Annotated in this window: 29 protein-coding genes; 5 read left to right on the top strand and 24 right to left on the bottom strand. The window is 33.6% G+C overall.

Features of this window, described 5'->3' with window-relative positions; translation table 11 throughout:
• From BCR25_RS16180 to BCR25_RS16165, 4 genes are all read right to left on the bottom strand, one after another.
• A complete protein-coding gene (locus tag BCR25_RS16180; RefSeq protein ID WP_069664637.1) occupies positions 1-1,197 on the bottom strand; it encodes a hypothetical protein in 1,197 nt (398 codons plus the stop codon).
• A 2-nt stretch (positions 1,198-1,199) separates the two neighbouring features.
• Positions 1,200-1,613: a hypothetical protein gene (locus BCR25_RS16175; protein WP_069664636.1), complete on the bottom strand. Its 414-nt coding sequence runs from the start codon at positions 1,611-1,613 to the stop codon at positions 1,200-1,202.
• A gap of 237 nt (positions 1,614-1,850) precedes the next feature.
• Complete coding sequence (locus BCR25_RS16170) at positions 1,851-2,672, bottom strand: helix-turn-helix domain-containing protein (protein WP_245792173.1); 822 nt, start codon at positions 2,670-2,672, stop codon at positions 1,851-1,853.
• Between the two features lie 132 nt (positions 2,673-2,804).
• Positions 2,805-4,352, bottom strand: a complete 1,548-nt coding sequence (locus BCR25_RS16165; RefSeq protein ID WP_069664634.1) for an ABC-F family ATP-binding cassette domain-containing protein — start codon at positions 4,350-4,352, stop codon at positions 2,805-2,807.
• Between the two features lie 454 nt (positions 4,353-4,806).
• Here BCR25_RS16165 and BCR25_RS16160 point away from each other — a divergent pair, with 454 nt between their 5' ends.
• Positions 4,807-5,403 (top strand): DNA-binding protein, encoded by a 597-nt coding sequence (locus tag BCR25_RS16160; RefSeq protein ID WP_069664739.1) that lies wholly within the window; start codon positions 4,807-4,809, stop codon positions 5,401-5,403.
• Here BCR25_RS16160 and BCR25_RS16155 read toward each other — a convergent pair.
• The 15 genes from BCR25_RS16155 to BCR25_RS16090 form a co-directional block, all read right to left on the bottom strand.
• Entirely contained in the window at positions 5,392-7,053 is a 1,662-nt protein-coding gene (locus tag BCR25_RS16155; protein WP_069664633.1) for an amino acid ABC transporter ATP-binding/permease protein, read from the bottom strand. The genes BCR25_RS16160 and BCR25_RS16155 overlap by 12 nt on opposite strands.
• Positions 7,050-8,771: an ABC transporter ATP-binding protein/permease gene (locus BCR25_RS16150; RefSeq protein ID WP_069664632.1), complete on the bottom strand. Its 1,722-nt coding sequence runs from the start codon at positions 8,769-8,771 to the stop codon at positions 7,050-7,052. Before BCR25_RS16150 ends, BCR25_RS16155 begins: the two co-directional genes overlap by 4 nt.
• On the bottom strand, positions 8,764-9,168 hold the full coding sequence (locus BCR25_RS16145; protein WP_069664631.1) for a YbaN family protein: 405 nt from the start codon (positions 9,166-9,168) through the stop codon (positions 8,764-8,766). Before BCR25_RS16145 ends, BCR25_RS16150 begins: the two co-directional genes overlap by 8 nt.
• Positions 9,165-9,488 (bottom strand): nitrous oxide-stimulated promoter family protein, encoded by a 324-nt coding sequence (locus BCR25_RS16140; protein WP_069664630.1) that lies wholly within the window; start codon positions 9,486-9,488, stop codon positions 9,165-9,167. Before BCR25_RS16140 ends, BCR25_RS16145 begins: the two co-directional genes overlap by 4 nt.
• A 200-nt stretch (positions 9,489-9,688) precedes the next feature.
• Complete coding sequence (locus BCR25_RS16135; protein ID WP_139124611.1) at positions 9,689-10,315, bottom strand: leucine-rich repeat domain-containing protein; 627 nt, start codon at positions 10,313-10,315, stop codon at positions 9,689-9,691.
• A 52-nt stretch (positions 10,316-10,367) separates the two neighbouring features.
• Entirely contained in the window at positions 10,368-10,895 is a 528-nt protein-coding gene (locus BCR25_RS16130) for a GNAT family N-acetyltransferase (protein WP_069664628.1), read from the bottom strand.
• Between the two features lie 41 nt (positions 10,896-10,936).
• Positions 10,937-11,146 carry a hypothetical protein gene (locus tag BCR25_RS16125; RefSeq protein WP_083242733.1) on the bottom strand — a complete coding sequence of 70 codons (210 nt, stop codon included), beginning with the start codon at positions 11,144-11,146 and terminating at the stop codon, positions 10,937-10,939.
• A gap of 1,153 nt (positions 11,147-12,299) precedes the next feature.
• Entirely contained in the window at positions 12,300-12,515 is a 216-nt protein-coding gene (locus BCR25_RS16120; RefSeq protein WP_069664626.1) for a hypothetical protein, read from the bottom strand.
• 199 nt (positions 12,516-12,714) lie between these two features.
• Positions 12,715-13,104, bottom strand: coding sequence for a hypothetical protein (locus BCR25_RS16115; protein WP_069664625.1), 390 nt, complete (start codon positions 13,102-13,104; stop codon positions 12,715-12,717).
• 176 nt (positions 13,105-13,280) lie between these two features.
• Positions 13,281-13,595, bottom strand: a complete 315-nt coding sequence (locus BCR25_RS16110) for a hypothetical protein (protein ID WP_069664624.1) — start codon at positions 13,593-13,595, stop codon at positions 13,281-13,283.
• 91 nt (positions 13,596-13,686) lie between these two features.
• Positions 13,687-13,857, bottom strand: coding sequence for a hypothetical protein (locus tag BCR25_RS20480; protein WP_169819032.1), 171 nt, complete (start codon positions 13,855-13,857; stop codon positions 13,687-13,689).
• 112 nt (positions 13,858-13,969) lie between these two features.
• Positions 13,970-14,365, bottom strand: a complete 396-nt coding sequence (locus tag BCR25_RS16105) for a DUF5071 domain-containing protein (protein WP_069664623.1) — start codon at positions 14,363-14,365, stop codon at positions 13,970-13,972.
• A gap of 80 nt (positions 14,366-14,445) precedes the next feature.
• Positions 14,446-14,664, bottom strand: a complete 219-nt coding sequence (locus BCR25_RS16100) for a DUF2695 domain-containing protein (RefSeq protein ID WP_211272519.1) — start codon at positions 14,662-14,664, stop codon at positions 14,446-14,448.
• Between the two features lie 113 nt (positions 14,665-14,777).
• Complete coding sequence (locus tag BCR25_RS16095; RefSeq protein WP_069664622.1) at positions 14,778-15,587, bottom strand: hypothetical protein; 810 nt, start codon at positions 15,585-15,587, stop codon at positions 14,778-14,780.
• 76 nt (positions 15,588-15,663) lie between these two features.
• The gene (locus BCR25_RS16090) at positions 15,664-16,026 is read right to left on the bottom strand and encodes a hypothetical protein (RefSeq protein ID WP_139124610.1); all 363 of its coding nucleotides are present in this window, start codon (positions 16,024-16,026) and stop codon (positions 15,664-15,666) included.
• Positions 16,027-16,511: 485 nt separating this feature from the next.
• Here BCR25_RS16090 and BCR25_RS16085 point away from each other — a divergent pair, with 485 nt between their 5' ends.
• Positions 16,512-17,156 (top strand): histidine phosphatase family protein, encoded by a 645-nt coding sequence (locus BCR25_RS16085; protein WP_069664620.1) that lies wholly within the window; start codon positions 16,512-16,514, stop codon positions 17,154-17,156.
• 207 nt (positions 17,157-17,363) lie between these two features.
• Here BCR25_RS16085 and BCR25_RS16080 read toward each other — a convergent pair whose 3' ends face one another.
• Both BCR25_RS16080 and BCR25_RS16075 read right to left on the bottom strand, forming a co-directional pair.
• Positions 17,364-17,954 (bottom strand): hypothetical protein, encoded by a 591-nt coding sequence (locus BCR25_RS16080; protein WP_069664619.1) that lies wholly within the window; start codon positions 17,952-17,954, stop codon positions 17,364-17,366.
• Positions 17,947-19,005: a radical SAM protein gene (locus tag BCR25_RS16075; RefSeq protein ID WP_069664618.1), complete on the bottom strand. Its 1,059-nt coding sequence runs from the start codon at positions 19,003-19,005 to the stop codon at positions 17,947-17,949. Before BCR25_RS16075 ends, BCR25_RS16080 begins: the two co-directional genes overlap by 8 nt.
• Before the next feature lie 174 nt (positions 19,006-19,179).
• Here BCR25_RS16075 and BCR25_RS16070 point away from each other — a divergent pair, with 174 nt between their 5' ends.
• A complete protein-coding gene (locus tag BCR25_RS16070) occupies positions 19,180-19,461 on the top strand; it encodes a hypothetical protein (protein WP_069664617.1) in 282 nt (93 codons plus the stop codon).
• A 13-nt stretch (positions 19,462-19,474) separates the two neighbouring features.
• Here BCR25_RS16070 and BCR25_RS16065 read toward each other — a convergent pair whose 3' ends face one another.
• On the bottom strand, positions 19,475-21,073 hold the full coding sequence (locus BCR25_RS16065; RefSeq protein WP_069664616.1) for an ABC transporter transmembrane domain-containing protein: 1,599 nt from the start codon (positions 21,071-21,073) through the stop codon (positions 19,475-19,477).
• Between the two features lie 379 nt (positions 21,074-21,452).
• Positions 21,453-21,968, bottom strand: coding sequence for a hypothetical protein (locus BCR25_RS16060; protein WP_069664615.1), 516 nt, complete (start codon positions 21,966-21,968; stop codon positions 21,453-21,455).
• A gap of 731 nt (positions 21,969-22,699) precedes the next feature.
• On the opposite strand from BCR25_RS16060, the gene BCR25_RS16055 reads away from it, so the two are divergent.
• Together BCR25_RS16055 and BCR25_RS16050 are read left to right on the top strand one after the other, a co-directional pair.
• Positions 22,700-23,371, top strand: coding sequence for a hypothetical protein (locus BCR25_RS16055; protein WP_069664614.1), 672 nt, complete (start codon positions 22,700-22,702; stop codon positions 23,369-23,371).
• A complete protein-coding gene (locus BCR25_RS16050; protein WP_069664613.1) occupies positions 23,371-24,258 on the top strand; it encodes a sce7725 family protein in 888 nt (295 codons plus the stop codon). The genes BCR25_RS16055 and BCR25_RS16050 overlap by 1 nt, the downstream gene beginning before the upstream one ends.
• A 38-nt stretch (positions 24,259-24,296) precedes the next feature.
• Here BCR25_RS16050 and BCR25_RS16045 read toward each other — a convergent pair whose 3' ends face one another.
• Positions 24,297-25,487, bottom strand: coding sequence for an AbrB/MazE/SpoVT family DNA-binding domain-containing protein (locus BCR25_RS16045; protein WP_069664612.1), 1,191 nt, complete (start codon positions 25,485-25,487; stop codon positions 24,297-24,299).
• Positions 25,488-25,537: the final 50 nt, after the last annotated feature.

The raw sequence follows: 25,537 nt of genomic DNA, 5'->3' as shown, positions 1-25,537 counted from the left end.
TTAAGGCTTTAATTGTTGCGCGAGTTGTTGATCTGTTTGAACCATTTTGTCGATTTTACTTTTGATTTCTTTCGCTAACGATTCGAATTTTTCATCCATCGTTTTTGCCTTATTGATTTTTTGCTGAAAAAATTCGGTTGGTTCACCGACTATTCGTTGTTCAGTAGCTCCTATCGCTGATAAACTATCCTTCATTTCATTATCAGACAGTACTTCTATTTGAGAACGGGCTTCCCGTAATGTTTCTTGCCAGATATCTTCTGCATCTGTAATGGCATTTTGATATACTTTTATAGCATTAGACATCGCATTTTGATAAGCTGCTCGCCCTGTATTAACTGCTAGTAACGCCTGTTGGTCATCTAAATAAATTTTTTCATTCTTTGATAGTCCACCACCACTGGCAGTTAGTTTGGCTTTTAGTTGATCTAACATAGTCAATTGAGTTAAAAATCCACGCATCAGAAAATGACTGGCTTGTATCATGGCTCCCTCAGAATTGCCCAGACTATCTGAAATTTTTAGTTGTCCTGTTTTTTTATCAAATGTCCAACTATTTAATTTATGACTATTACCATCTACCCATACAATTGTTCCAAAATCATCACTATTTCCAAAACGAGTATTAAAGTCATTCCATAGTGTGACATCATCATTTTTTTGGCGATAATTCAAAAATAAGTGAGGATTTTCTTTCATAAATTTTTCCTCCGCTGGTGTTAAGGAACGATATTGAAACCAGCCACTAAACACTGTAGCTGGGATTTGAAAATGAGCTCCCACCTTTAGCATATAAGCTGATTGAGAATAGCCTGACAACTGATTAATCGTCCAGTCTGGGTGATCAGAAATAAGATTACCAACATACTTTAACGCCACATCATCTTGAGGAGAACCGTTGGGAGACATACCTTTTAAAGCAGCTTTAAAATTTCTTCCGTCGTCAGGATACGTTCCAGCTGCTACAACTGTTACTTGAGATATATCTGGTGTACCGTTTACTATCGGTGCTACAGCCATTCCTTGAAAACCATAGTCACCATCTTTTACTGAAAGTACTTTAAACCTTTGCTTATCAGTAGTTTCGAAAATTGTATTTTTTTCTAATTGCTTAACTGGTTTCCCGTTATCTTTAAAATTTGGGTCGACTGAATATACAATTTCATTCAAGTCTTTTAACTGTTCTTCTGTAGCCACGTTTACACCTCACTTTCAGAACCATTTGAATAAATTACCCTAACTTTATCCTGTGTTTTTCCATTCAGGACAATTTTATCAAAATCAGAATCAATAGGCCCAAAAGCACCTAAATCCTTCTGTTGATTGCTCGAGAAATGGATTGTTCCAGGACTAGAAGTGCCTTTATCGGTCGTAATATTCACAGTAAAAGTCCAATAGCCAGTTTTATCATTGTATCCTCCCGACATTTCGGAAATAAAATCTACAACCTTCACATCTGCAAATCTATCTTTTATTAGTTTAACAATAGTTGTCTCCATCTTTATAACTTGCTGTTCTTTTCTTTCCTTCGCATTTTGATTAAAAGTAAACAAACCAACACCTCCAATTAGTATAAATACAAGTAAACCAATGAATCTTTTTTTCTTTTTCAAAGCCTCACACTCCTTTAATTATCAAAATGTTAGCACATGAACAACTATGTAAAAAGAATGTTACCACGAACTAATTATCCCAATTGAACTAAAAAGAGTCAACCCATTAATTACGATAAATAGTTAAAAATAAAAAAGCAAAAATCATCTTTGCTTTTTTAAAAGTACTATTTTTTAACCAACGACCTATCATTTTGTATCGTTGGCGTATGTTGTATCAGTTCATCTCTCTCCATTTTACTGCTGTTTGCCATAAAACAATGGGATCAATTTCTCCTGTGTTCGGATTGCTTCAACTGCGGACTCCTCATCTTCTATAGACAGTGCTTGCTCAAAATCCTTTGTAACTTGAATGCTTGTCGAAGAAAACTGTGGATAATGCCAAATTGCATGAGCTACTTTTAACGAATTCACCCATAAAAGATAGATCTGATTGTCTGTAACTACATCGATCAATGTAACAAAGTCACCGCCAATATGACGATAATATTTACCAAAGCTCAGATTGATTTGCTTCACATCAGTTAATGTAAAAGCTGCGATTTGCTTTTCTACTGGAATATTCACTAGTACTTTAAATACACCAATTTGATCGATCACAATCTTCCCGTCCTCAAAACTACATAAACAATTTGCATTCCCCATCACTCTTGAAAATGTCACTTCAGGATAAATATGTTCTCCTAGTTTTAAAAAGGCGTTCACGCGTTTTCCTTGGGCGAATAGTGTATCAATTTCTTGAGCATAGGGACTATAAAGTGCAGTCCTATTTTGTTCCGTATCCTTTGCCATTTTGATCAATTCCTTTTCTTTTCGTCCTTCAAACAAAGTCTTTAAGAATCCAGATTTTTTATAGCCAATTAAAACATCTACGCTTACATTGAAATATTCAGCCAACAAGATAACATTTTCTAAATCTGGTAAACTTTTTCCCAGTTCCCATTTTGAAATTGTTTGTCGTGAAATATTCAGATAGTCAGCTAATTCTTGTTGAGACAACTTCTGTTCTTGACGAAATTTTTTGATTTGTTTACCAACTGCTAAACTCACTATACCCATCCTCCTTTTCATTTGTCTATCTTTTCTATCGCACCATTTCGTTGCATGATTCTAGTATATAATAAAGCAGTATGCAACGATACGTTGCACACTGCTTTTATCATGCTTTCAGCTCTATTTTCTGCTTTCCTATTATTCTTGAATCAACCGTTGATTTTCCAGTGCAAAAACTTTATCTGCAATAGGTCCATAGAATTCTTCATCATTTGAAACAAGTAAAATACTCCCTTTAAATGTCTTTAGTGCTGTTTGCAGCGCTTTTCTAGAATCAACATCCAGGTGATTCGTCGGCTCGTCTAAAATCAAGAAGTTACTCGGCTGCATCGTTAAATCACATAATTTCACTTTCGACTGTTCTCCACCACTCAACATATAAAGATTTTTAGAAGCCAGATCACGATTGATTCCGCATTTTGCCAATTCTCTGCGAACATCCTCATAGGTGAGTTTTGTATACTTATTCGCTAGAGTTTCGATTGGTGTCCATTCCTGATCTTCCCATTCTATTTCTTGAGAGTGGTAACCAGTCAATACCTGTGGCGAAAATCGGCTTTGTCCAGAAAGTGCTGGAATTTCTTCAAGCAACGTTTTGATCAGTGTCGTCTTTCCTAAACCATCAGCGCCAGTGATGACAATTTTTTCCCCTTTTTTTACTTGTAGGTTAAATGCTGAAATCAACGTGCTTTCATAACCTACAGATAACTCATCGATTGCCAACGCATTGGGAGAACTTTGAGGGGCAGTTTTAAAGGTAAAATTAGCGGGGATCGTTTTTTCTGGTTCTTTCATTTTATCCATCCGTTCCAGATGTTTTCTTCTTCCCTGTGCCATTTTAGTTTTGATTCCTGCAATATTTTTTTGAATAAAGGCTTCTGTTTCTTTGATTTTTCGTTGCTGGGCATCAAATTGACTTTGATAAGCTTCTGTAAAATGGGCCTTTTGTTTCAGAAAACCAGCGTAGTCACTGTGGTATTTTTTTATTTCACCAAAATCAATATCACAAATACAAGTCGCAATATTACTTAGAAACTCTGTATCGTGAGAGACAATAATAAACGCATTTTCGAAGGCTTTCATGTATTCCGTCAACCATTCGACATGTTCCTGATCCAAATAGTTTGTCGGTTCATCTAGAATCAGCACTGCTGGTTTTTCTAAAAGAAGTTTAGCTAATATCACTTTGATTTTGTCGCCGCGGTTTAAAGAAAGTAACTGTTGATCCGCATCACCATTACTGATTCCTAATCCGGTAATTGCTTTACTGATATCATTTTCAACTCCATAAAAACCATTTATTTCCAAGTTTTCTTGGTATGTTGCCGCTCTGGTCAACAGTTGTTCATCTCCTGTTTCACCGTATTTATCATATAGTTTAAGCATTTCTTTTTCAGTATTGTACAGCTCTTGGTAAGCAGAGCTTAAAAATTCATGGATCGTCAAACGTTCATCCATATTGGCATATTGATCTAAATAGCCTAAGGTTGCAGATGGATTCCATGAAATCACTCCTCCATCAGGTAAAATAGTTCCTAATAATAGTTTTAGCAGCGTACTTTTTCCAGCGCCATTTTTCCCAACAATCCCCATGTGTTCTCCACTGCGCAGTGTAAAAGAGCTTTTTTCATATAATTGTTTATCTGGTACTGCGTAAGTTAACTCTTTGACTTGTAATAATTCCATTGTTTTTTCCTCTTTCTTGTCATTTTTTACTGAAGAATACACAAAAAGACCCAAAGACAGAAATGTCCTTGGGCCTTTTAATCTATCTATTCTCCAGTAAACACGTACACTAAAAACAGTATGCCCGATGAACAGCTTTTTTCACGAAAAAGCGGTCAAAGGCAAACGTTTTATCATGCTGTTTTTAAATCACAGCATGTGTATAAAAAATTTACTGATGAATAAGAAAAGCTGTTTTAGCTTTCCGATTAAGCTCCGTACAACACTTCATCAAACTAAGTTGTAGGGAGCTAAGAGTTGATATATATAAAACGTACATGTGTAACACCTTCCTCAGGAGTTACTCTACCATTTTGAAAATAAATAGTCAACCTACGCTGCATATTTTTTAACTTGTGACAATTGCTTTTCAGAGCTAAACAATCTAGACTAAAAGGAAAAGGAGGTCATGGCTGTGACGATATTACCAAAAATCGGAAAACCTGCAACAAATGCGCTTCACACGATTGGTGTAAACAGTCTGGAACAGGTTAGTGCATTCGATCAAGCAACTCTTTTAAAGATTCATGGAATCGGACCAAAAGCAATTGCTATTTTAGAAGAAGCCTTAGCTGAACATAACCTAGCTTTTAAAGAAACTTCAATAAATCCTACCCAAGCAGCAACTAATTTTGCGGTTCTTTGCGCTTTAAATTGTGATAATGCACCTAAAAGGAGACTGATTCGCGATTATTTGATTGCAGCAGCAGCTAGTGATCAGCAAACTTTACGCAAGGTACTTGCACCTAACGTTTGTTTTATTTCACCTGGCAATCTTACTCTAGATGGTATTGAGCGATTTATCGACTATATTAAACAAGAAAGAGTAGAAATTAGCACCTTGGATATCCAGTCGATTGTGACTCACGGAAAAGAAGGAGCAGCACACGGTTCGATCACCACGAAAAAAGGCGCTAAACATTATTTTGCTACGATGCTTCTTTTTTCAGGAAATCAAAAAGAGGCGCCGATCAAACAGGTCACCTCTTTTGTTATTTCATCATTGCTTTGATTTTCTTTGAAGCAAGCTTCCATTAAACAGTTCATATCTCTGATCAGCAATTTCAAGCGTTGTATCACGATGAGAGATAAGCAGAACTGTTTTTCCATTTATTCCTTTTACCAATGAAGCTAGAACAGCCTGCTCATTTAAGTAATCTAAATTACTCGTGGGTTCATCCAGCAACAATAACGGAGCATCGTGAAGGAAAAGCCTTGCTAATCCAATCCGCTGACGTTCGCCATCTGATACACTACGGTGGTTGCCGCCGATTTTAGTCTCGTACTTTTCCGAAAGAGATACGATCCACTCATGAAGAGCTGCTTTTTTAGCAGCTATTTCGATTTCTTGCAGAGAAGCATCTTGCTTCCCAATACCGATATTATTAATGATCGTATCTTCAAAAATGAAGGTGGATTGCTCCATCACGCCTTCTATTTGATGTAAAGAAGCTTCCTGAAACTCTTTTAACTCGCTTTGATTCAACAAAATTTGTCCAGTCTGCGGATCCCAGTAGCGCATTAGTAATTTTAGTAAGGTACTTTTTCCATTGCCGCTTTCTCCACCAATTCCGATAATTACACCTTTGTCAATTTCAAGGGTTAAATCTGTTAAGACCTTCTTTTGTTCTGCCCCATATGAAAAGGAAACATTCTTTAGCGCTGCGTCCTTAAAATCATCTGCTTGTTTTCCCTGAACCGAAAATTCAACAGCGGGTGTTTCCTGGGTCAAGGTGTACAAACGGCGGCCGCTAGCTAAGGTTGTCAGCAAGGCACTGCCTAACCCGCTTAATGCTAAAACAGGACCAAAGGAGCTTAAGCTTAAAATCGTCCCAATCAATACAGCAGCAGTGGGCAAATTTAAGTATATGCCGGCACTAAAAATACAGACTGCAGTAGTTAAAAGGATAGCTTCGCTCCAACTTTTTAAGCTACTTTCTTGAGCCAAACGACCTTTATATTGTTTATTCAGTTGACTTCCAGCTACCTCCAGCTTTTGAATCCGTCCATCTTCGAGGGAATATTGCCCAATGTCTTGTAGGCTTAAAACATCTTCCATCACATTTTGATTTAGATGAACAAATGCTTCTTGATAAGAATCCCCCAAGATTCGACTTTTACGGTAGCCAAACACTGGAATCACTACACCGACAAGTAATTGTCCAAACAACAAAATAATTGCTAGAAAAACACTGTAGCTGCCAAGAAATCCAACGGTAATCAGTGTCGTTCCACAAGCAATCAGAACAGGTGAAATCGTGTGAGCAAAAAAGACTTCTAAAGCCTCAACATCTGTTGTAATTGCTGTTACAAGATCACCGCTTCTTTTACCAGTCAACTTTGCTGGACCTAAACGTCTGATCGTTGCAAAGATCTGTTCGCGAATCGTTGCTAATAAACGAAAAGCAATATCATGATTCAAATACTGTTCGCCATATCTGGAAATCCCTCTAACAACACCGCAGACGACCATTAAAAGCAAGGCCTGGCCAGGATTCATTTGATCACCTTCCAGCATTTTCAACACCTCACGTAGTCCAATCAACGGAATTGCAACGACAGATAAATTACTAATGATCCCTAAACCAACAGCGAGTAGGACTTTTCCCTTCACATGACCAACAAATGACAGCAGCCAGCGAATCAATTTGATTTCGTTCATCCGTGTTCACCTCCTGCAATCAGTCGCTCTTCTTGATCAAAATAATGTTTAAAATAAGCTGATTCTTTTTGCAGTGAGTTAGGTGTACCATGAGCAGTAATTTGCCCGTTTTCAAACACATAAATCTGATCTGCCTCTGACACATTATACAATCGATGGGAGATAAAAATGACCATACTTGTTTTTGCTAGTTCTTGTAGGCAATTCAATATGATCTCTTCACTTCGAAGATCGACACCTGAAGTGATTTCATCAAAAATATAGAGGCGTCCACCTCTAAGCAAAGCTCTTGCTAAAAGCAGTCTTTGACGTTGTCCTCCAGATAAATTGGCACCGTCTTCTTCCAATGGTTCATTTAATGTTTCAGGAAGTTTTTGAACAAAGCTGGTCAGTTGAACCTTTTCTAAAACAGCCCATAGTTCTTCCTCAGATGCTGTTTCATTTCCTAATAATAGGTTTTCTTTGATTGTCATTGGATAGATAAATCCATGATTATCAACTAAAATTGCATGGCTTTTCAGCACTTCTTGCGTTAATTCCCGTAGTTCAACATCGTTCCAGTAAATCTGTCCTTCATACCCAGATAATTGATGCAGCAATAATCGAACGACCGTGCTCTTACCAGAACCTGATGTTCCAACTAAAGCAGTAAATTCACCTTGTTTAACTGTTAAAGAGACTTCTTTTAATGCCAATTGGTCGGAACCTTGATACGAAAAATTCACCTGTTGAAGTTTCAAATGTGCTAATTCTGTCTCTAAGTCTTTTTCTCCAAAAACTTGTTCCGGTAATTCTAAATAGGTGAAAAGCTTTTTACAGGCACTGATCCCATTCATTGCTACATGAAAGAGTGAGCCTAGTTGACGCATTGGGATAAAAAACTCCGCACTTAACAAAATAAACATCAACATTCCCACAAGCGTAATCGCCTGCTGTTGATACGAAAATAAGGCTAAGCCAATCCCTAAAGCCGCACCACAATAGGACACAATATCCATGATCGTGATCGAATTCAGCTGCATTGAAAGTAAACTCATCGTAACTTTTCTAAACCGTTCCGCATCGGCTGCAGCCTCGATTTGTTTCGCCTCATCTTGATGATAAGCTTTCAATGTACTTAAACCGCTTAGATTTTCATGAAATTTTGCACCTAAATCCGTATATTTTGTCCAATAACCACTTAAAATGCGCTTCGCAATTTTCATCACACTCATGATGATCAACGGAATCAACGGCATACAAATCAATAAAACTACTGCTGGCTGCCAAGCAAAGCTGACCAGTGTTCCGAAAATCAGTAAAGATGCAAATAGGCAATAAAATAGCTGAGGTAAAAAACGGGCATAATATATTTCCAACTGCTCAATCCCATCTACTGACAGTTGAGCCAATGTCGCTGAAGATAACTGCCCCTGTCCTTGCCCTAAACGAAATGCTTTTTCCATCACCAACTTACGCATACCAATCCTTAGTTCTGAAGAAGCTCGATAGGTCAATCGCTCTATCCACTTCGTCAATAGTGTCTTTAATAAAAGTGTGAGGATCAATACGAAAACAAGCCGTCTTGAAGACACACGAACTGCTTGTAAATAATGTCCTAATTCTATTGCGATCGTCAGCCAAAATACAATCGACAAGCCCAATTGTACTAGACGAACGATCACAAGTTGAAAGAGGTTCTTTTTTTCTGTAAGCTGAAACAATCGTTTATCAATCATTGAGATCCCCCAGCTCTGAGACTGGCTTTATCTTTTTCTTTTTCCCTTTTAAATACCACGTCAACCCAACCACATGGGCCAAATAAACGATTGTTAACGTGATTCTCATCACTAGATTATCGACTAATAATCCAGGAATCAAAAAGATGACCAACATCATCAAAAACATGCGAACCATGCCTTTTGTTGTTATTTTTTTCTCCACAAGGGCTTGTTGTACATATTTTTGATATCCTTCAGAATGAACAAATTTTTGGTACAAACGATCAGAGCTTCTGATCCAGAAAAATCCTGTCAATAAATAGAACACAGTCGTTGGCAAGAATGGCAGAAAAATACCTAATGTTCCTAATCCAAATGACAAAGCTCCTAATATAATAAATAACCATTTTTTCACTTTTCGACTCTCCTTATCATTCCACGATACGCATGCCGGAACGTTAAGACCGGATGTCTGAATAGCATCCGCGGACCAGAATGGCGCATGATTTTTTTCATTTGTTCTCGATATTTAGGTTGATAACAATGGACAGGACATTTTTGACAGGTTGTTTTTGCTTCACCAAACTGACAAAATTCCAAGCGAGTTCGCGCATAATTTAACATACGTTCTTCGGGAATTTCATTTTCTGCCTGGGAACCATAATAGACTCTGATCATCACTTCCATCAAGCATATCTCTTCCATGATGATTGGTCCTGTATTTTTCTTCCTCATCGCATTTCTCCTCCTAGTACATCATCTTGTTCAGTATAACACAATTGAGAATGATTATCAGTACCATTTTGAAAACCTCTTCTACACTTGAAAAAATCGAAAAGTTCAATATTAATACTATCAATAGAAGTGATAAAGAAACTCTTTTACACGCGCTACTTGTTATTCTTTATTCGTTTATCCTTTCGTTATTTAATTATTCAATCGATTAGAACATGGTCATTGAAAACCAAATTCGGATAATTTTCTTGTTCTATAGTAAAATAGTTATCCCTACAGCCTATACTTTTAATATTTGAAGGTAACTTGTTGAGAAAATCACTTGAGTATAATTTATTATCTCTTACGTTCAAATATTCTAATTGGGGCATGTATTCAAAAAGATACTTATCTTTAAAAAAGATGCTTCTATCACTGACATTTCCGAAAGCCATATTTAGTTTTCTCAATTTGTTTAGATTTTTAAGTATATGATAGTCAGCTTCCTGTACAATCTCTTCATTAAAAGAAATATTTAATTCTTCCAATTGTTTCAGGTTTTCTAAGAAGCTTATAGTTGTGAGATTGCACATACTTACGTTTAGTTTTCTTAAATTGTAGCATTGTGAGATAACTTCTATGTTATTAAAATCATTTCCTTCAACATTTAGAGAAATCAATTTTTTAGGATTTACATCAAATGTTGCAAAATCTAACCCAATGTTTGATTCATACTCATAAATCTTAGATATATCTAATTCACACATTTTTAATTCCTTTCGTATATTTTTTATTGAAGGTTTTGATGAAAGACAATACGACTTAGATGATTTCTTTTTCATCTTCATCTAGGTATTCGTTTCTATTGAACATTTCTAAATCATGTTTCGTCTATTTTTCTCATTTAAGCAAGGAAGCACACTCGTCTTTTAGTAAACCATACTCAAATGTATCTTGCCATACAGGTTGATCTGTTTCATCTTTCCAAAAATAGACATTTTTCTTTAAATGACCTTCCCTTCTGAAACCAACCCGTTCAAGTAGACTCCATGAAGCCTTATTTTCTGGGTTACACAATGCTACACCCCTGTGGATTGGCGTTTCTCTAAATACATACTCAAGTAATAGTTTTACACTTTCGCTAGCATAGCCTTGTCCCAAATATTTCTTATTAAAAACATACCCCAACGTCCAAGTATTGAAGTTCCCTTCTGCAAAATAAAGATTCCCAATTAATTTCCCTTCGGTAGTACAAACTGCAATAAATTCTGGGGTTTCAGCTCTTTTCAATGCTTCTTCTGCTGCTTGTTCCAATGAAAATGGTTTATAGGGTTCATATTTCAACACTTCTGAATCTGATAAATACTCAAATAATGCTAGTGTATCTGTTTTTTCAAACTTTCTTAGTAACAATCTGTTTGATTTCAAATTTTCCCTGTGTTTATCCTTTCTATTCCTTTGGGTACAACCTAATCAATACATTTCTTAAAATTCACAACTTTTTCTTTCATTGAAATTTTCCCTACTTCATATCCGTAGCTCTTCGCTTCTTTTTTATACGTCAGAAATGAATGATCGATTGAAAATCCTAAAATATCTTCTATCTCTTGATAACTCAAATTAAAATTTTCCCGTCCGTCAGATTTTAGTGCTTCCCATAGCTTTTCATATTTGCTCATTTTTTTCTCCTTTGTTATCGTTTTTTTGACATTCATTGATATTCTTCTACCAAGCCAAACGTTGCTATTGGTTCTGTTGTTGCAGGCTTGTAATTAACTGGACAATACTTTTTGAGAATTCGTTTTCAATCCCTTTCTTACCAACTATTTTATCCTATCTTCTGATAACAGAGAAGCATATTTCCTGTTTTATTCCCACTTTAATAACCATACATAAAAATGAAATTTACGCTTGGGCTAATTTATTCATATACTTGGTACCAGCAAACTACGCTTAACCGAGTACAAGCTTCATATGGGTCAAGAGCTTATGCGGGACTTGAAAGCCAACTCGACTCAAACATTAGAAAAACTATATTTCCAAATCAATGGCAATAATTATGGTGTTAGTACATCATATATAAGGACACTGAATTACTTTTGAAAATACTCATTTATTAGCTAAACAAATAAACTGTATCAACAAGATACAGCTTTGCTACTTTGATATTCTTTTTGAGATTTTTTATCGCTCACGGTTCATCTGCTTTTCAACTTATAAGATAATTGTACGAATTAAACTCACAACTGAAGGTAATCAGACTTTAGATGAAGCTAAAAAGTCGTTGCTATTTACTAGATAACATAACCTATATTATTTACTGGTCTTTTTGTATCTTAGTCAAAAGGTGATTGCCCCTAATAAACTCCTCTACTAACATTGTCAGTAACTTTCTCTACATCTTTAGTTTTTTTGTCTCTACTATTTGTGTAGGCTTTCGATAGAGGCAATGATTTTGGATGAGAATCAAATTGAGAACTATTTTTAAGAACAATCTTTCCAATGCTATCGATAGCTACATGTATTAGTTAAAAAAATTATCAGAAAGAAGTAAAATAATGGATGTGCATTTTGTACCCATTCCTGAAATTATAAGTGATTTCAAAAATACTGAAGACAAGGCGATGTTGCTGCAGTTAATAGCAGTTTAAAAAATTTGTACATTGAAATGGAGTATGAATTATATTTTAGGTATAACAAGGTCAGCAGTGATCATTTGGAATAGTTCAAAAAAATCAGTAGCAACATGCAGGAAATCCAAATTGGCGGTTGTTTTAAAATAGATATATTCTTTAAAAAGGCAACTTAATAGTAATTTGCCAGTAAACGTCTCTAATTAGTAAAAATAGATTCAGTTAGTCCTTTGATAAATCCATTCCCAAAAGCAATAAAATCAGGTATTAATATGATTATTCCTGTAAATATTACTAGAGATACAGCCAACTTTTGACTCGTTTTCAAATTTCTAAAATCTTTTTCCAGCACAATCACCATATAAATTATAGCAATAAAAAAAATCAAACGCACAACTTCAAAAAAAACTGACATAAAATCCCTCCTTTTAATTAGTATACAACAAATAGTTATTAGTTAAATAGTCAATAATTATTAATTTTGGAACTGATTAGGCTCAAAAAACACTATAAAAAAATTAATAGAAGCGTCTTGATAGATACCAAAGAAAAAAATACCTAATAATATTGATAGTCGTAATAACAAGAGTAACAAGTAAATCATTTTGAACCTCCTACCTATCCTTTTTCGGAATCGTTCTTTTAGTAATTATTTCAATATTATCAATGCTATCGATTATTAAATCGTAAATAACGACTAATGTACTCAACGGTTCATCGATCAGTAACTCGTGAAAACCAAAATGATTTTGCTGTTGATTCCAATAGCTTTTTAATTCTATGCATTGATCAACAATCCCTAATTCATTGTGATTTTGAATATATTGACTAAAATTGATAAAACTTTCTACAGCATCGCTACACAAGGCAATTGCCTTTTTTGATTTATTCCTATTAATCGAATTGACTGCAGCTATTTTCAGACGTTTATTCCAATACGATTTTATACGTTGTAATTCTTTGATTACATTAGTTAAAAATACTTGTGATTCCAATTGATCCATAACATTACCCTTTCAGATCCTTTTTGAGAATACCATTTACTTTGATACGCTAAAACAAACTCTATACTGTACCAACAATAACTAGAAATGGTATCTCCTCAATTCTTAACTCAGAAAGACTTTTAATATATTCCTTTGTATTTCATTGGAACTGCATCTCTCATCTATAAAGTCTGTCATTTATTATTTTCTCTTAGACAAAACATTAATATGCTTTCAACTAATTTGGGCGTCACAGTTCGTTCATTACTTTCTCTATTTAAATCATAAAATCCTGGTTTTATATAATTGCTTTTTATAATTTCTAATTTTGGAAAAACACTACCTTCAGTCACGGCGCTAAGGCGATATACGATAAGGAAACTCTTATCAGCCGAAACAATATGAAGTGCTTTAGCAACGTACTTATCAAACGGATCTTTTCCAACATACCAATAAAAGACATTATCATTAAAAATAATTTTACGTTTTAATTTTTTTGATACACTCATCCCACCACTACCTAACGTAAATTTTTAGTTTATTCCATCGTTTTTGGATCTCATTCATGCTGCTATTGATCCTTTTTGGTATAGCAATCCTTTACTTTTTATCTGATAAATTCATTCTAGGAAAATACTCCCATTGATCATCTTCCATTTCTCCAATATCATTTATAAGTGTCTCTAGATAAAAATTTACTACATCATTATCTATAATAGTTTTTTTTACTAACGCCACTTGATCCATTACATTTTTTTTCGTGAACTCCATCTATTTTCTCCTTTAGTTATCGTTTTTGAAACACAATTCATGTTTTATTGATTCTTTGTGAAACACTCACTGCATCTCTAATTAGTATTTCAACCTTACTGAATATCTCCTTTCAGTTGAAATTCTTTTCTAATATAGATTTCACTTTTTTTATCACCTCTTCGTCATCTATATCTCTACTTTTTTGCGGATCAACTAACATACTTCTTAGAGAGGATTCCATACTTCTTAAATTCTTCTTGTCTAATCTAGGAAATACATCCTCTAATACATTGATTGTCCAAATACTATCCTCATTAATCAATATTGTTTGTATTTCTGGTACTAGAATATCTTGTCGTTCAACCACTATCTCTAAAATTTCTCTGTAAATAGGCCAATTTTTATCTTGTAGCCACACCAAAATACTCATACTTATTTTTTTGAATTCATCATCATCTATTTTTTTTAGATTTCTTAAATGTGAAATTTCAAACTTCGACTCTGGTAAAAGCTTACTTATATCCATAGTATATTTCCTTTTCGTATCCTTTTATGTACAATTTTGTATGTTTTACGGTTATTTGTGTACGATTTGATCCTTTTTGATCAATAAAACTTCTCTTCAACATTCATCAAAATTTCACAATCGCAATATCCACTGTTTTCTCTTAGCCAGTTCAGAATTCGTTCTTCTTCAAGTTCATTTTTCTGTAAATACTCTATCGTAAATTGAGGACTATTTGAACACCCTTCTTCAAGTTTTGCATCCAGATAATGGAACAATTTTTCAAATTGCTCACGATTCCATAGGTAAGGATTTCTCAAAATCTTCTTTCTGTTGTTGTTTCTACTCTCGAAGCCTTCTTTTTTTCTCTTCTTTTCTCATTTTTTTGTCTTCCTTTCATCCTTTTTGGGAACTATCTATTCAACAGTTCATTTCAATCGTCATTTGCGTGAAAATCTAAATTAAATTCATCTTTAATCCATTTAATATCAACACGTTGACGTTGGTAGTTAGAATTGAAACAAATAGGAATAACTAAGTTTTCATCTAATCTCCTAACAACTATAGATCCCTTATACCTTAGAAACGTAGACGCTACATGAGATTTAAACGCTACATTATAACAATTCAAGTTCTCTACAGCAGGGTAAGTCCATGCTTGAATTACCTCCGATGGTAGATCGTAAAAGTTCTTTACGATAGCATTGGATAATATGTATAGATACTCAGTACCATTTCCTACTGGTTTAGAAAAATTATTTCTAAAGAATGAAGAATACAAATTAGAAATAATTGTTTCCTTTTCATCAAGAGAGTTTGAACTATGGTCTCCAATATAGACACTAACAAAACTTTTTTTTGTTTCAAAGCAAGAGATAACTGCATATCGTTGATCATCATAGGACTCTAAACCAATTTCTTTAAGTGTTTGTAATGGTTCAGCACTTAGATAAAATACAGATTCTTTTGGTTTGTTTAATCTTCCATAACTAGAAATTTTTTCTTTTGGCACACCCCAAAAATCTTGTTTTTTCCAAGACTTTAAACTATCCATGTTAGGAGAGTCAATAATTCTTGCTCTATAAAATTTGGATCCTGGATTATACTCCCCACTCTTAATAAGAATTTTTGATTGATCAAAAGTTTCCATTAGCTTGATTGAAATTTCTTCCTCAGTCAGTTCAGGAGATAGAAATTTTTCAAAGTCCGAAAGTTTCTGTTGTATCTTGGTAATTTTTTCCATTATGTTTCCCCCAATAATTGTACGTTTTACGGTTATTTATATACGATTTTATCGATTTTGGAACACAATTCACGTTTTATTGATCGTTTTTGGTAAGCTGCTTATATACATATCTTGAATTAAGTCCCCAATATTCATATGAATATGTTTCAGACTTTTCAATTAATTTTTCTGAACGTTTTATCCATTTAATAATTGATTGTGATTTGAATAGTGGTTTCATCTCAATTATTGCTCTAGTCAATTGACTAATATATTTTTGATTATTACTGGTAATTACATCTCCAGTTAACACATATAGTGTTCCAAAAAAAGATTTTTTAGAGCATTTCTCATCTTCTATAAATTCACAAATCATAAATATATTATCAATATTTTCTTCACTAAATAGAGCTAGCTCCCAGTCTTGATCTGGAATACTTTCATCACTATATGCCAATTTAAACTCTCTTTTTTCGTAGGCAACCAAATATTTTTGAATATTTATCTCTCCTCGCAATGATCATTTTTGGCAAATCCTTCAGTTAATTCATCGACATTAATCGCTAACATTTTATACATAAGACTCCTCCTTCAATTGTGATCGTTTTTAAGAAGTCAATTACTTTAGTAAATGTAGACCAGAGATGTCACATATACAGTTTGAATACTTCATAATTCACTGATCCATTATTATAATTAACCTCAACAAAATTAATCTTATAATCTAACTTACCCATTAATTGATAAGTTAATAGGACATGCTCTCTTTTTTACTCAGTCTAAGTGTTCTTCATTCTCCTTCTAATATCTACACCCCGCCGCTACGCTTTTACTTTAGCATTGTTATGGGCGGGTGGTTCTGGTATGATGTTAGTAATTTCTTGGTTCGACTATTGCCGATAAGGTGAAGCGATTACATCAGATTATTTCGGAGGATAAAATATGAATTCAACAGTTACTTTCTATGTTGCTCGACATGGGGAAACATTACTTAACCATTTACATAAAGCACAAGGTTGGGCAGATTCCCCATTAACTGAAAGTGGAATCCAAACAGCTACACAATTAGGACAGCAACTGAAAAATGTCCAATTTTCGTCTGCATTTTCCAGTGATACATCCAGAGCTTTACAGACTGGAAAAACCATATTAACTGCACAGGGGCAAAATGAACTGCAAGTTATTACTGATAAAAGGCTCCGTGAGTGGTGTTTGGGCTGCTGGGAAGCAGAAAATAATAGTAAGTTTATTTCCAGTATGATGAATGAATTACAGATACAAAATGATTTTTCAGAACTTAATTTCCGTCTGCCGGAAGTTCATGAGATTATTTATAAATCCGACACAACAGGTATGGTTGAACCGTTTCATATGATTACAGATAGATTGGAAAGTTTTCTCAAAGAGACAGGTGATCATTTGATTCACTTGAATAATCCAAACGTCCTGATCGTTACTCATGCTTTTGCTATTAAAACATTGATGCATTTGTTTTCAAAAGAAATGTTGCGAAAAAAACCTAAAATCAAAAATGTCGATATTATTTCTATTAAATGGGATGGTAAAAGTTTTTCTATCCTTACATGATAAGCCTAGTAAGCCTTTGCGGCTCAGGGCGATAACGCGAAGCTGGAAATATGGCGCAAAATTTTTAAATCTATTCCTTATCGATACAAATGCCCCATAGGCGCTCGGACCCACGACAAGAATTAGGTATTAATAAAAAAGAAGCAAGAATAAAACTCTCTTGCCTCCTGCTAATTAAATCATGTGAAGTTTAATTAGTACTAATTTTTAAAATGCTAAAATATTTTCTGAAGTATTACAGTAATATCTTTCTTTAATATCTTCTGTTGCAATTTTAATAATATATTTATCTACTTTTGTCGCAAACTCTCCACCAGCGTATTCAGCAATTGCACGTAAAACAATCTCAGTTTCTGGCAAAAAAATTGGTGAATAGAACTTGTCTAAACCTGAAAAATTAATCGTTTTAGTAACCGTTTTAGCTGCACCTGCCAAATATACAGCACCCACTACTGCAACAAAAAAGAACGCTACTGCAGTCATAGGAACAGCTACAGCCCTTGGTTGTGGTTCATTTGCTTCCGTAGCAGATATCCATTTATTTTCTTTCGCTATAAATTTCACAACTGCTTTAATATCACGATCGTCTAATAATTTTACAAATTCTTCATTTTGCAGTAGTAACAACCCTTCATAAACTTCATGTTTTTCATTAATCGAGGATACATAATCTAATAATGCAACCTTGTTGCTAAATCTTTCTTCAATGAAGTTTTCTGATTCTGATACCAAACTTTTGTTAAAAGGCACTGCTATTTTTCTTTCTCTATTTTCTAAATAATTTAATTTTTCAACCATTTAGAACACTCCCTTTCAAATTAGATTTATTTATAGTTTTCAACTTCACATGATATTTATTTAATACTTCTAAAACATCTTCGTCTTTTATTTGTTCGAAATAAGAGGTTAATAATTTATTATTATATATTTCAGCACAAAATTGACACGGGTGAACTAAGTTCTCATTTTTTTCTATATTAAGCGACGTAGTTATTTTATTATAGATGTATTCTGTGCCATCAACCCATATCCAAATTTTTAAAAAATCATCTAACTGTTCTTTGTAAAGTGATAGTAATGAATTATCGTTCAATTTCCCTAAGTTCATGGAATCTATATATGATATAGTTAAGCCGCAGCAAGATATCACTTCATTTTTAGGATTTAATCCAATATACTCTAGTATAGAATCACATCCTCTAATGACACTTTCTTGCTTTTCCTCACTCTTATCAATTTTAAAATTATATGAATAACTAACATCTTTATGAAAAGGAATCCACAAAGAACTTATTACACTAAACAATTCTGGTTTCTCATTTTTTTTCATAAAATCTTCTATTTCTTTATTTTTGTAAACATCTTCAATTTTGAATACAGCTGAACTGTGATTTTCAACAGAAATAACCACAGATATATCAAATTGCAACGCAGCTAATGAAGCATTCACAATATTCTGAAAAGGAACCCATTCTTGATGGTTATCTCCTGTAGAAAAATTCAATTCTATCAACCCGCACTCTTTCAATTTTTTTACGGTTTCCAAAGCTCTATTTTTATCTTTACCCCAAAATCCATTAGTAACACATCTAGTTGCTAAACCTTTTGAAGTAGAATACTCTATAATCGAATATAAGTCTTCATTTAAAAGAAAACACTCGCCTCCTGTAAATACAACAGAATTTACTTCATGAAAATCATTTACTAGTTCATCAATAAATAACTTCATTTCTTCTAAACTTAGTCGATTATTATTTTTAGGTGTACACTGAAAACAACATTCTTTACACGCTGCTGAACATTTATCAGTGGTTAGTATAGCCGCAGTAACTACATATGGTCTTTTCATAGCATTAGACATCTCCTTTTGGTACTTTATATTGTTAATATTATCACAAACGAGAACAAATACAAGCACTTTGACAGAAATATCTTAACCTAGTTAGCAACACGCAAATTGTTTTGCTTTTCTAAATATGTTAAGATTAACCTAGTTAAAATAATTTAAAGTAGGAGGACTTACATGAATATTGGGAAAATTGTATACATTTCACTTGCATTGCTACTATTTTTATTCATTATGATACTCTCATTACCGAAATATTTAGAACTTTTTTTAATTTCACTATTTCTATTAATAACTTCTTATCTTCTTTTAGTGAAAAAAAACACAAATATACTTTCTATTTCAATAAATACACCTTTGACGGATACTGGAAAAAAAATTTTATTTATCTCAGGTATTTCAACATTAATTGCAGGTATTTTTGTTTTTATTCAAGGTATTTTTAATCTATTTAAGTAACAATAGTTATACCTTAAGGTATAACTATTGTTTTATTTTCTATATGTAATTCCTTTTTAAATAATTCCGAGTATGGAAAATGATGTTCTACAAGGATCAATGATAGATCAGGGTATTTACAATGTATTTTTTTTAATATATCAACAGCTTGCGTTAGTTCTATATTGGAAAAAATTTCATCTAAAAATAAAAAATCTGGTTTCCTTATGAGAGCTCTAGCTAATCTCAATTTTTGTAATTCACCTGTACTAAATTTTTCTACTATTTCACTATTAGAAGTAAAAATATTCTCTTTCAAATGTGATATTTTATCGCTTAACCCTACCAATTTTAAAACATTTACTATTTCTATATGGTCAACTGTATTACTTGCCGTCATCTCTTGATATAAATTTTGCAATGGAAACCCATGTATACTGGAAATATATACTATTTTTTTATTCACGATAGTACTATTCACCTCACTATTTATACTGATTTCACCTTTGTAATCAGTATATAGTTTGGCTACCGTCTTCAAAAATAAAGATTTTCCACTACCGTTTGCTCCGTACAATCGCACCCAATCACCATTATGAATATTCAAGTTGATTCCTTTCAATATCAATTGTTTCTCAGAATAAATAGATAAATTTTCCAGTTTAATTTCTGTAATATTATCATCTACATTCTTAATTTTTCTTGCTTCATGTTGAAAATCAAAAGCCTCTATTCTTGTTTTATAAACATTTGCTACTCGAACATTTGCTAGTGTCCCTATAAGTTGAGTAATAGGGGAAAATAGTAACCCGCTATATGAATTAAAAGCAATCAAATCTCCAATAGTCATGTTTCCACCTTTTACAAGATTCACACCGACAAGGAGTGGAACAACAGATGCTGCTGTCACAATCACGCCAGAAACAATATTAATAAAATTTTGATATGTTAACATCTTAATATTTAAGCGTTTATTTTTAATAATAACTTTATCAAAAGACTGTACAACTATTCTAAAAAAATTAAATATTTTAATTACCTCTTTACTAGAAATATAATTGTTTACCTCTTTTAATAAACTATCTTTAGAAATTTGCTGTTTCTCAGCAAGAATTTCTAATTTAACACTTATATACGCTATCCAGATTATATAGGCAGGTATGAAGAGAAATGTAATCATTGCTAATTTCCAGCTAATAAGAACCATCACAAAAACGTATGAAATTCCAGTAAAAACGTTTGCTAATACAGTTGTCACCACAATTGATACATTGTTAACGTAAAGTTCAGAATCACTAAGTATTATTGTACTTAATACTGAACTCTTTCCTTCATTACAAGAAAAATAATTCTTAAATATTTTTTTTCTTATTTCATACAAAAATTGCTGAAAAAACTTTGCTGAAAATTTCACACTGATTCTTCCAAAAATCAACTGAAATATCATGACAACTACAATAATTATTATATATAACCAAATATCCTCATATTTCTTTGAAAGCAGTATAACATCGACAAGATATTTGCTAAGGTATGGTATTGGAATTAGACTCAAAGAATTGAATAGAGTCAATAGTAGTAATATTATTATCTTACTTTTTTTATTTTTGATATAGGTAATAAATAGACTCATAATATTTCTCCTAAAAAATTATATTAGACCTTTAACTTGTATATAATAAATCTACACTATTCTAATAAAATGACTACAACTAATTTTTTTGCAACAGCAAAACTCGGTCACTCCCCTTCAAATTACTAATTCATCGTTTAAAACATGCAATAAAAACTAAACACTAAGGAGTTAGTATCAAATACTAGACAACTTTTGGTGAATTTTGCTTCCATTAACTAATGCTTTTTATTTTGAGCAACTTTATCGAACACTTGATAATCTTGTAAGAGCAGTGTTCTCAAAAGGATCAATTGCCTATACTTCATTGAGTTCCCCTAATTATTGATCAGGGAAACGTTTGAATATATTATCAGAACGAAACTGGATTATATAGAAACTAATCAAACCACTGAATGCCCATTACACTTCTAAAAAGGAGTCCTACACTCTTTATTTGCTCATTTCTTACATCACTATCTTGTATCGCTTGCTGCTCACTTTGTTTTTCAGCAAACTTCTCTGCTTTTGCACGAAGATCATCTGTAATTTCTAAAGTTTGATCATCTTCTAGTTCTTCAGCAATAAATTGAATATAATCATATGCTTCATACGGTACTTCAGATGTATTGTTTGCTTCTTGATATTTTTCTACATAACGAATGTACTCGTTTACTTCTTTTTCTGTCATGGCTCGGTTTATCTGCGTGGGTGCTCCTGGATCATCTTTGAAGTCTTCTTTTTCCTCTTCTGTCATTTCTCTGTAAAGGTTGGGGTGTATCAATTTGCCTTCTCCATTTAAAACATTATCCTTCATAGAATCAAAACTTGCTGCATTGACTTGAACTCCAGAAATTAGAACTCCAACATAGATCAAACCGATACTTATGATTATTTTATAAAATTTTTTTCTCATTGCTTTTCTCCTATCATTCTTTTATTCTCTTACTTATTTTGGTTTTCAAAATTACTAATTTTATCCTGCTTTTCGTTTAATTGGATTTAATGCAGAGAAATATCAGTGAAGCTTTTTATTTGTTCTAGTAAAAGGATAATAAACCATGTATTATTTGCTGGGATAATTCTATTGTAGGATCGTTTTTCAAGTTTTAAATGCTTCGTCATACATTTCTTGTGTTACTTCCGTATCCCCTATACTTTCAATGTTTCATTACATCTACTCTTAACTATATGTTTATTATTAATAGTGTAACATACTATATATCAAGTTATTGGCTATATTTCTATTATTAGTGAATACCATAGAATAATTCATAAGGTGTTTTCAATCCAGACATTTTCTAGGTCTACTATATATTCTTCTGAAACAGAACCTCATATGTTGCCATAATACCAAGGGTCGTTAAAATTAACTCATTGAAGGATTTGTATTGTACAAGTTCTGGTCCTCTATCTGGTATAATAGTTTTACCTTTTGATCAACCATCTAATTCTACGGCTAGTACAGTCGAAACTATGATATAAAAGTTCATTTCACGTTCACGCTTGGCAAGGTGCCCGTAAGATGGAATAGACAAAGCTCGCCAACTATTTATAATTCGTCACTATCATTATAGGTAGTTGGTCTTAGATTTTAGTATTACGTTTAAATGATAAATTCTGGTAAAAAGAGAAAAGGAGTCATTGATGAAAACATCTTTAACTATCCAAATGGAAGAAACCTTATATTACTATTGTAGAGAAAATGGTGATGTGGTTGTGGAAGAGGTCACCATGCCTGATGAGCAAGGGATTGTCGACACTCTTAGCTGCCGGCTTTCACCCGATAAGCAGTTTGAATGGCGCTGCTATGAGTTAAAAGCCAGTAAGGCCGATTTCCGTTCAAAAGCAAAATTATCCTTTATTGGTCATTATAATTATTTCGTATTGCCCGAAGCTCTTTTTGAAAAAGTCAAAGCAGAAATCCCAAAATCTATCGGTGCTCTGGTCTATCATTCTTATAGCTCAACAGAAGATCAAATGTTACCTGGATATTTTACAGTAGAAAAAAAGCCCCAAAGGCAAGAACTACTCGTAACAGAATCTGAGCTGCTTTTTCGTTTGATTACCGCACAAGCTAGAGAAGTCGGTAAAGCTAAGCAAACAGCCCGAGGTCTTCGAGTATTTTCAACGGATCAGCTATACAAGGAGCTGAAAAAAAGACAGCCGGACTATGATCTTTTTGGTGGAGGTATAAATTTCTATGATCGTTTTTCAGAGGATATTTGCAATCAAACGATTGAGGCATTGAAAGAAGAACTAGAGGCTACTCGTGAAGCGTATTTTAAGCTGGAACAACGATTATTGGAGGAAAACTAATGTACTATCCATATTTTCGCGGAAAACAGTTTGACTTGTTGGCACTGACCACACTTTTAGCCAGCGGTCGTTTATCAAAAAAAATTGTACCAATTATTGATCCAGTCAAAAACTCAACCACTTTGAAAAAGTTCTTAATAGAAGTTCAAAAGAATGAGCATCCTTTTTATATCGTGCAGAATCCTCAGGCAGGTGATTTTTTAACGTTTTCCGGCGCAGAATATCTAACGTCTCTAGCTGCACCTAAAGCGTTGGTGATCGATCAACCGATTGAAACCTTTCAAGATTCGTGCCAGCTTTTTATTGTTGAGCGTGCCGCACCAGTGCTGGAAAGTGATTGGCAGTCTAATCAAGTTCCTGTCTTGATTTCAGAAGAATTCCGATTATTGCAAAAAGTCACTGGACCAAAAATCCTTTCTCAAGATCTCTATACTCGTCTTCCCAAAGCTGAATTTTATCAAGAATGTCCGGATGAATTATTTTCAACGGCTCATCTAACATTCCCAAAAAAGGGCTTTGTTGGCTTTAGTGATTTTTCGATCGATAGCCGTATCTATTATGAACAAAGTTATCCTTCCAAATTTTTAAGTCTGCATTTAGTCTACTTCGAACAGGAAACGTTGAGGATCCATCATTTTCTTGCCACAGAAGAAGGCGCCTCTCAAAAGGAACAGTTCTTTGAATTAATGGAAAACATCATTCACTGGGAAAAGCAATTATGTGCAGGTGAAACAACCTTAGGACTTGATTTACTGTTGAAAGCTTTTTCAGCAGATAAATTCCCTGGAATGGGCGTTATGCGTAAAGCAGCTGTTATGCATCACATGGAGTTGATGTCTCGCTATCTTGACAAAAAAAGTGAAGCATCATGGTCTCACAAGAGATGACCATTCACTGCTTCACTTTTTATGATTCACGAACAAAATTATTCAGAACGCTCTTTTGATTGCGGTTTAATTTCAGCCTTAAAGCTGCTATTGATATTTTTTGCCATTTTCTGCAGGTTCTGCAACAACAGAACGATCCAGCTAAAAGCGATCATGAATGCCAATAATTCAAATGCAGTCAAAGAAAGATAATGGGTCCCTTGAAACAGCACACATACGATCACTAAAACTAAGGCGATCAAATATGAAAAGGTCAGAAATTCTTTTGAAACATGAGGCAACAGCCACTTGATCCCGATAATCAAAACCACGATCAAATAAACAAGATACCCCGCCACTTGATTGTGTACGCCTTGAAAAGGACCTGTTTCTGTATAAGGAAAAAGTCCTACTGCTCCAAGATCCAAAGCCGTCAGTGTTAAAAGAATACGTAAAATCGTCAAACGTTTACTATGAGGAACCGCTTTTTGCAGCTCAACAAACAACGTATCGATCAACGCGACCATCAATAAGGCAGAAAACATCAATGTAACATTAAACTGCCAACTTTTTGTCGCTTCCATGGTTCCTAAAAAACTAAAATTGTACTGCCACCACTGATGATCGCGATTGGTGATCATCGCAAGTAAAACTCCGCCAACAATCACAAATATCAGTAAATTCATCAATTTTGACAACGTAATGGATAACGCAGAATAAATCATAAAGTAATTCACAAATCCAACAAACACGAAAAAGAGCAATGTAGCCGTATATTTATCAAATGAAGCACCAATAAAAACGAGACCAATGACTTTAAAAAACACTAATAACGAAAAAACCAAAATAATGATAAATGATAGCAGAATCGTTGGAAAATTACGCCAATGAATATCTGTTGATTTTGTAGTAATTTGATTTCTTTTTCCTTTAATGAAAAAGAATAAAAAGCTGAAAACACCACTTACTACTCCTAATGACAAGACAAAATTTGCAATAGAAAATGGTCCAACTAATGTAATTTGGCTCGTACTAGAAATGAAGAAATACGCAAAAAAGATCAAACTAGTGATGATTGTCGGAATCAAGAACCAGCGCAGCGAAATCGTTTGATTACCAACCATTTTCTTAGCAGGTTCAATAATCAGTTTTTTTTCGTCAATACTTACTATTACTTCTGTTTCTCCTTTTAGTTGAAGTTCCTCTACTACTTTTTCAGGTAATGTGATACTAAACTGTTCTTCTTCCATCAAATTTCCTCCATACCTCACTCTTTAATAGGTTCATCATTATTATAGAG

The sequence above is a fragment of the Enterococcus termitis genome, assembly GCF_001730305.1.
Classification (GTDB): domain Bacteria; phylum Bacillota; class Bacilli; order Lactobacillales; family Enterococcaceae; genus Enterococcus_L; species Enterococcus_L termitis.
The sequence above is the reverse complement of the archived record's forward strand: the minus strand, read 5'-3'. Positions and strand labels throughout refer to the sequence as shown.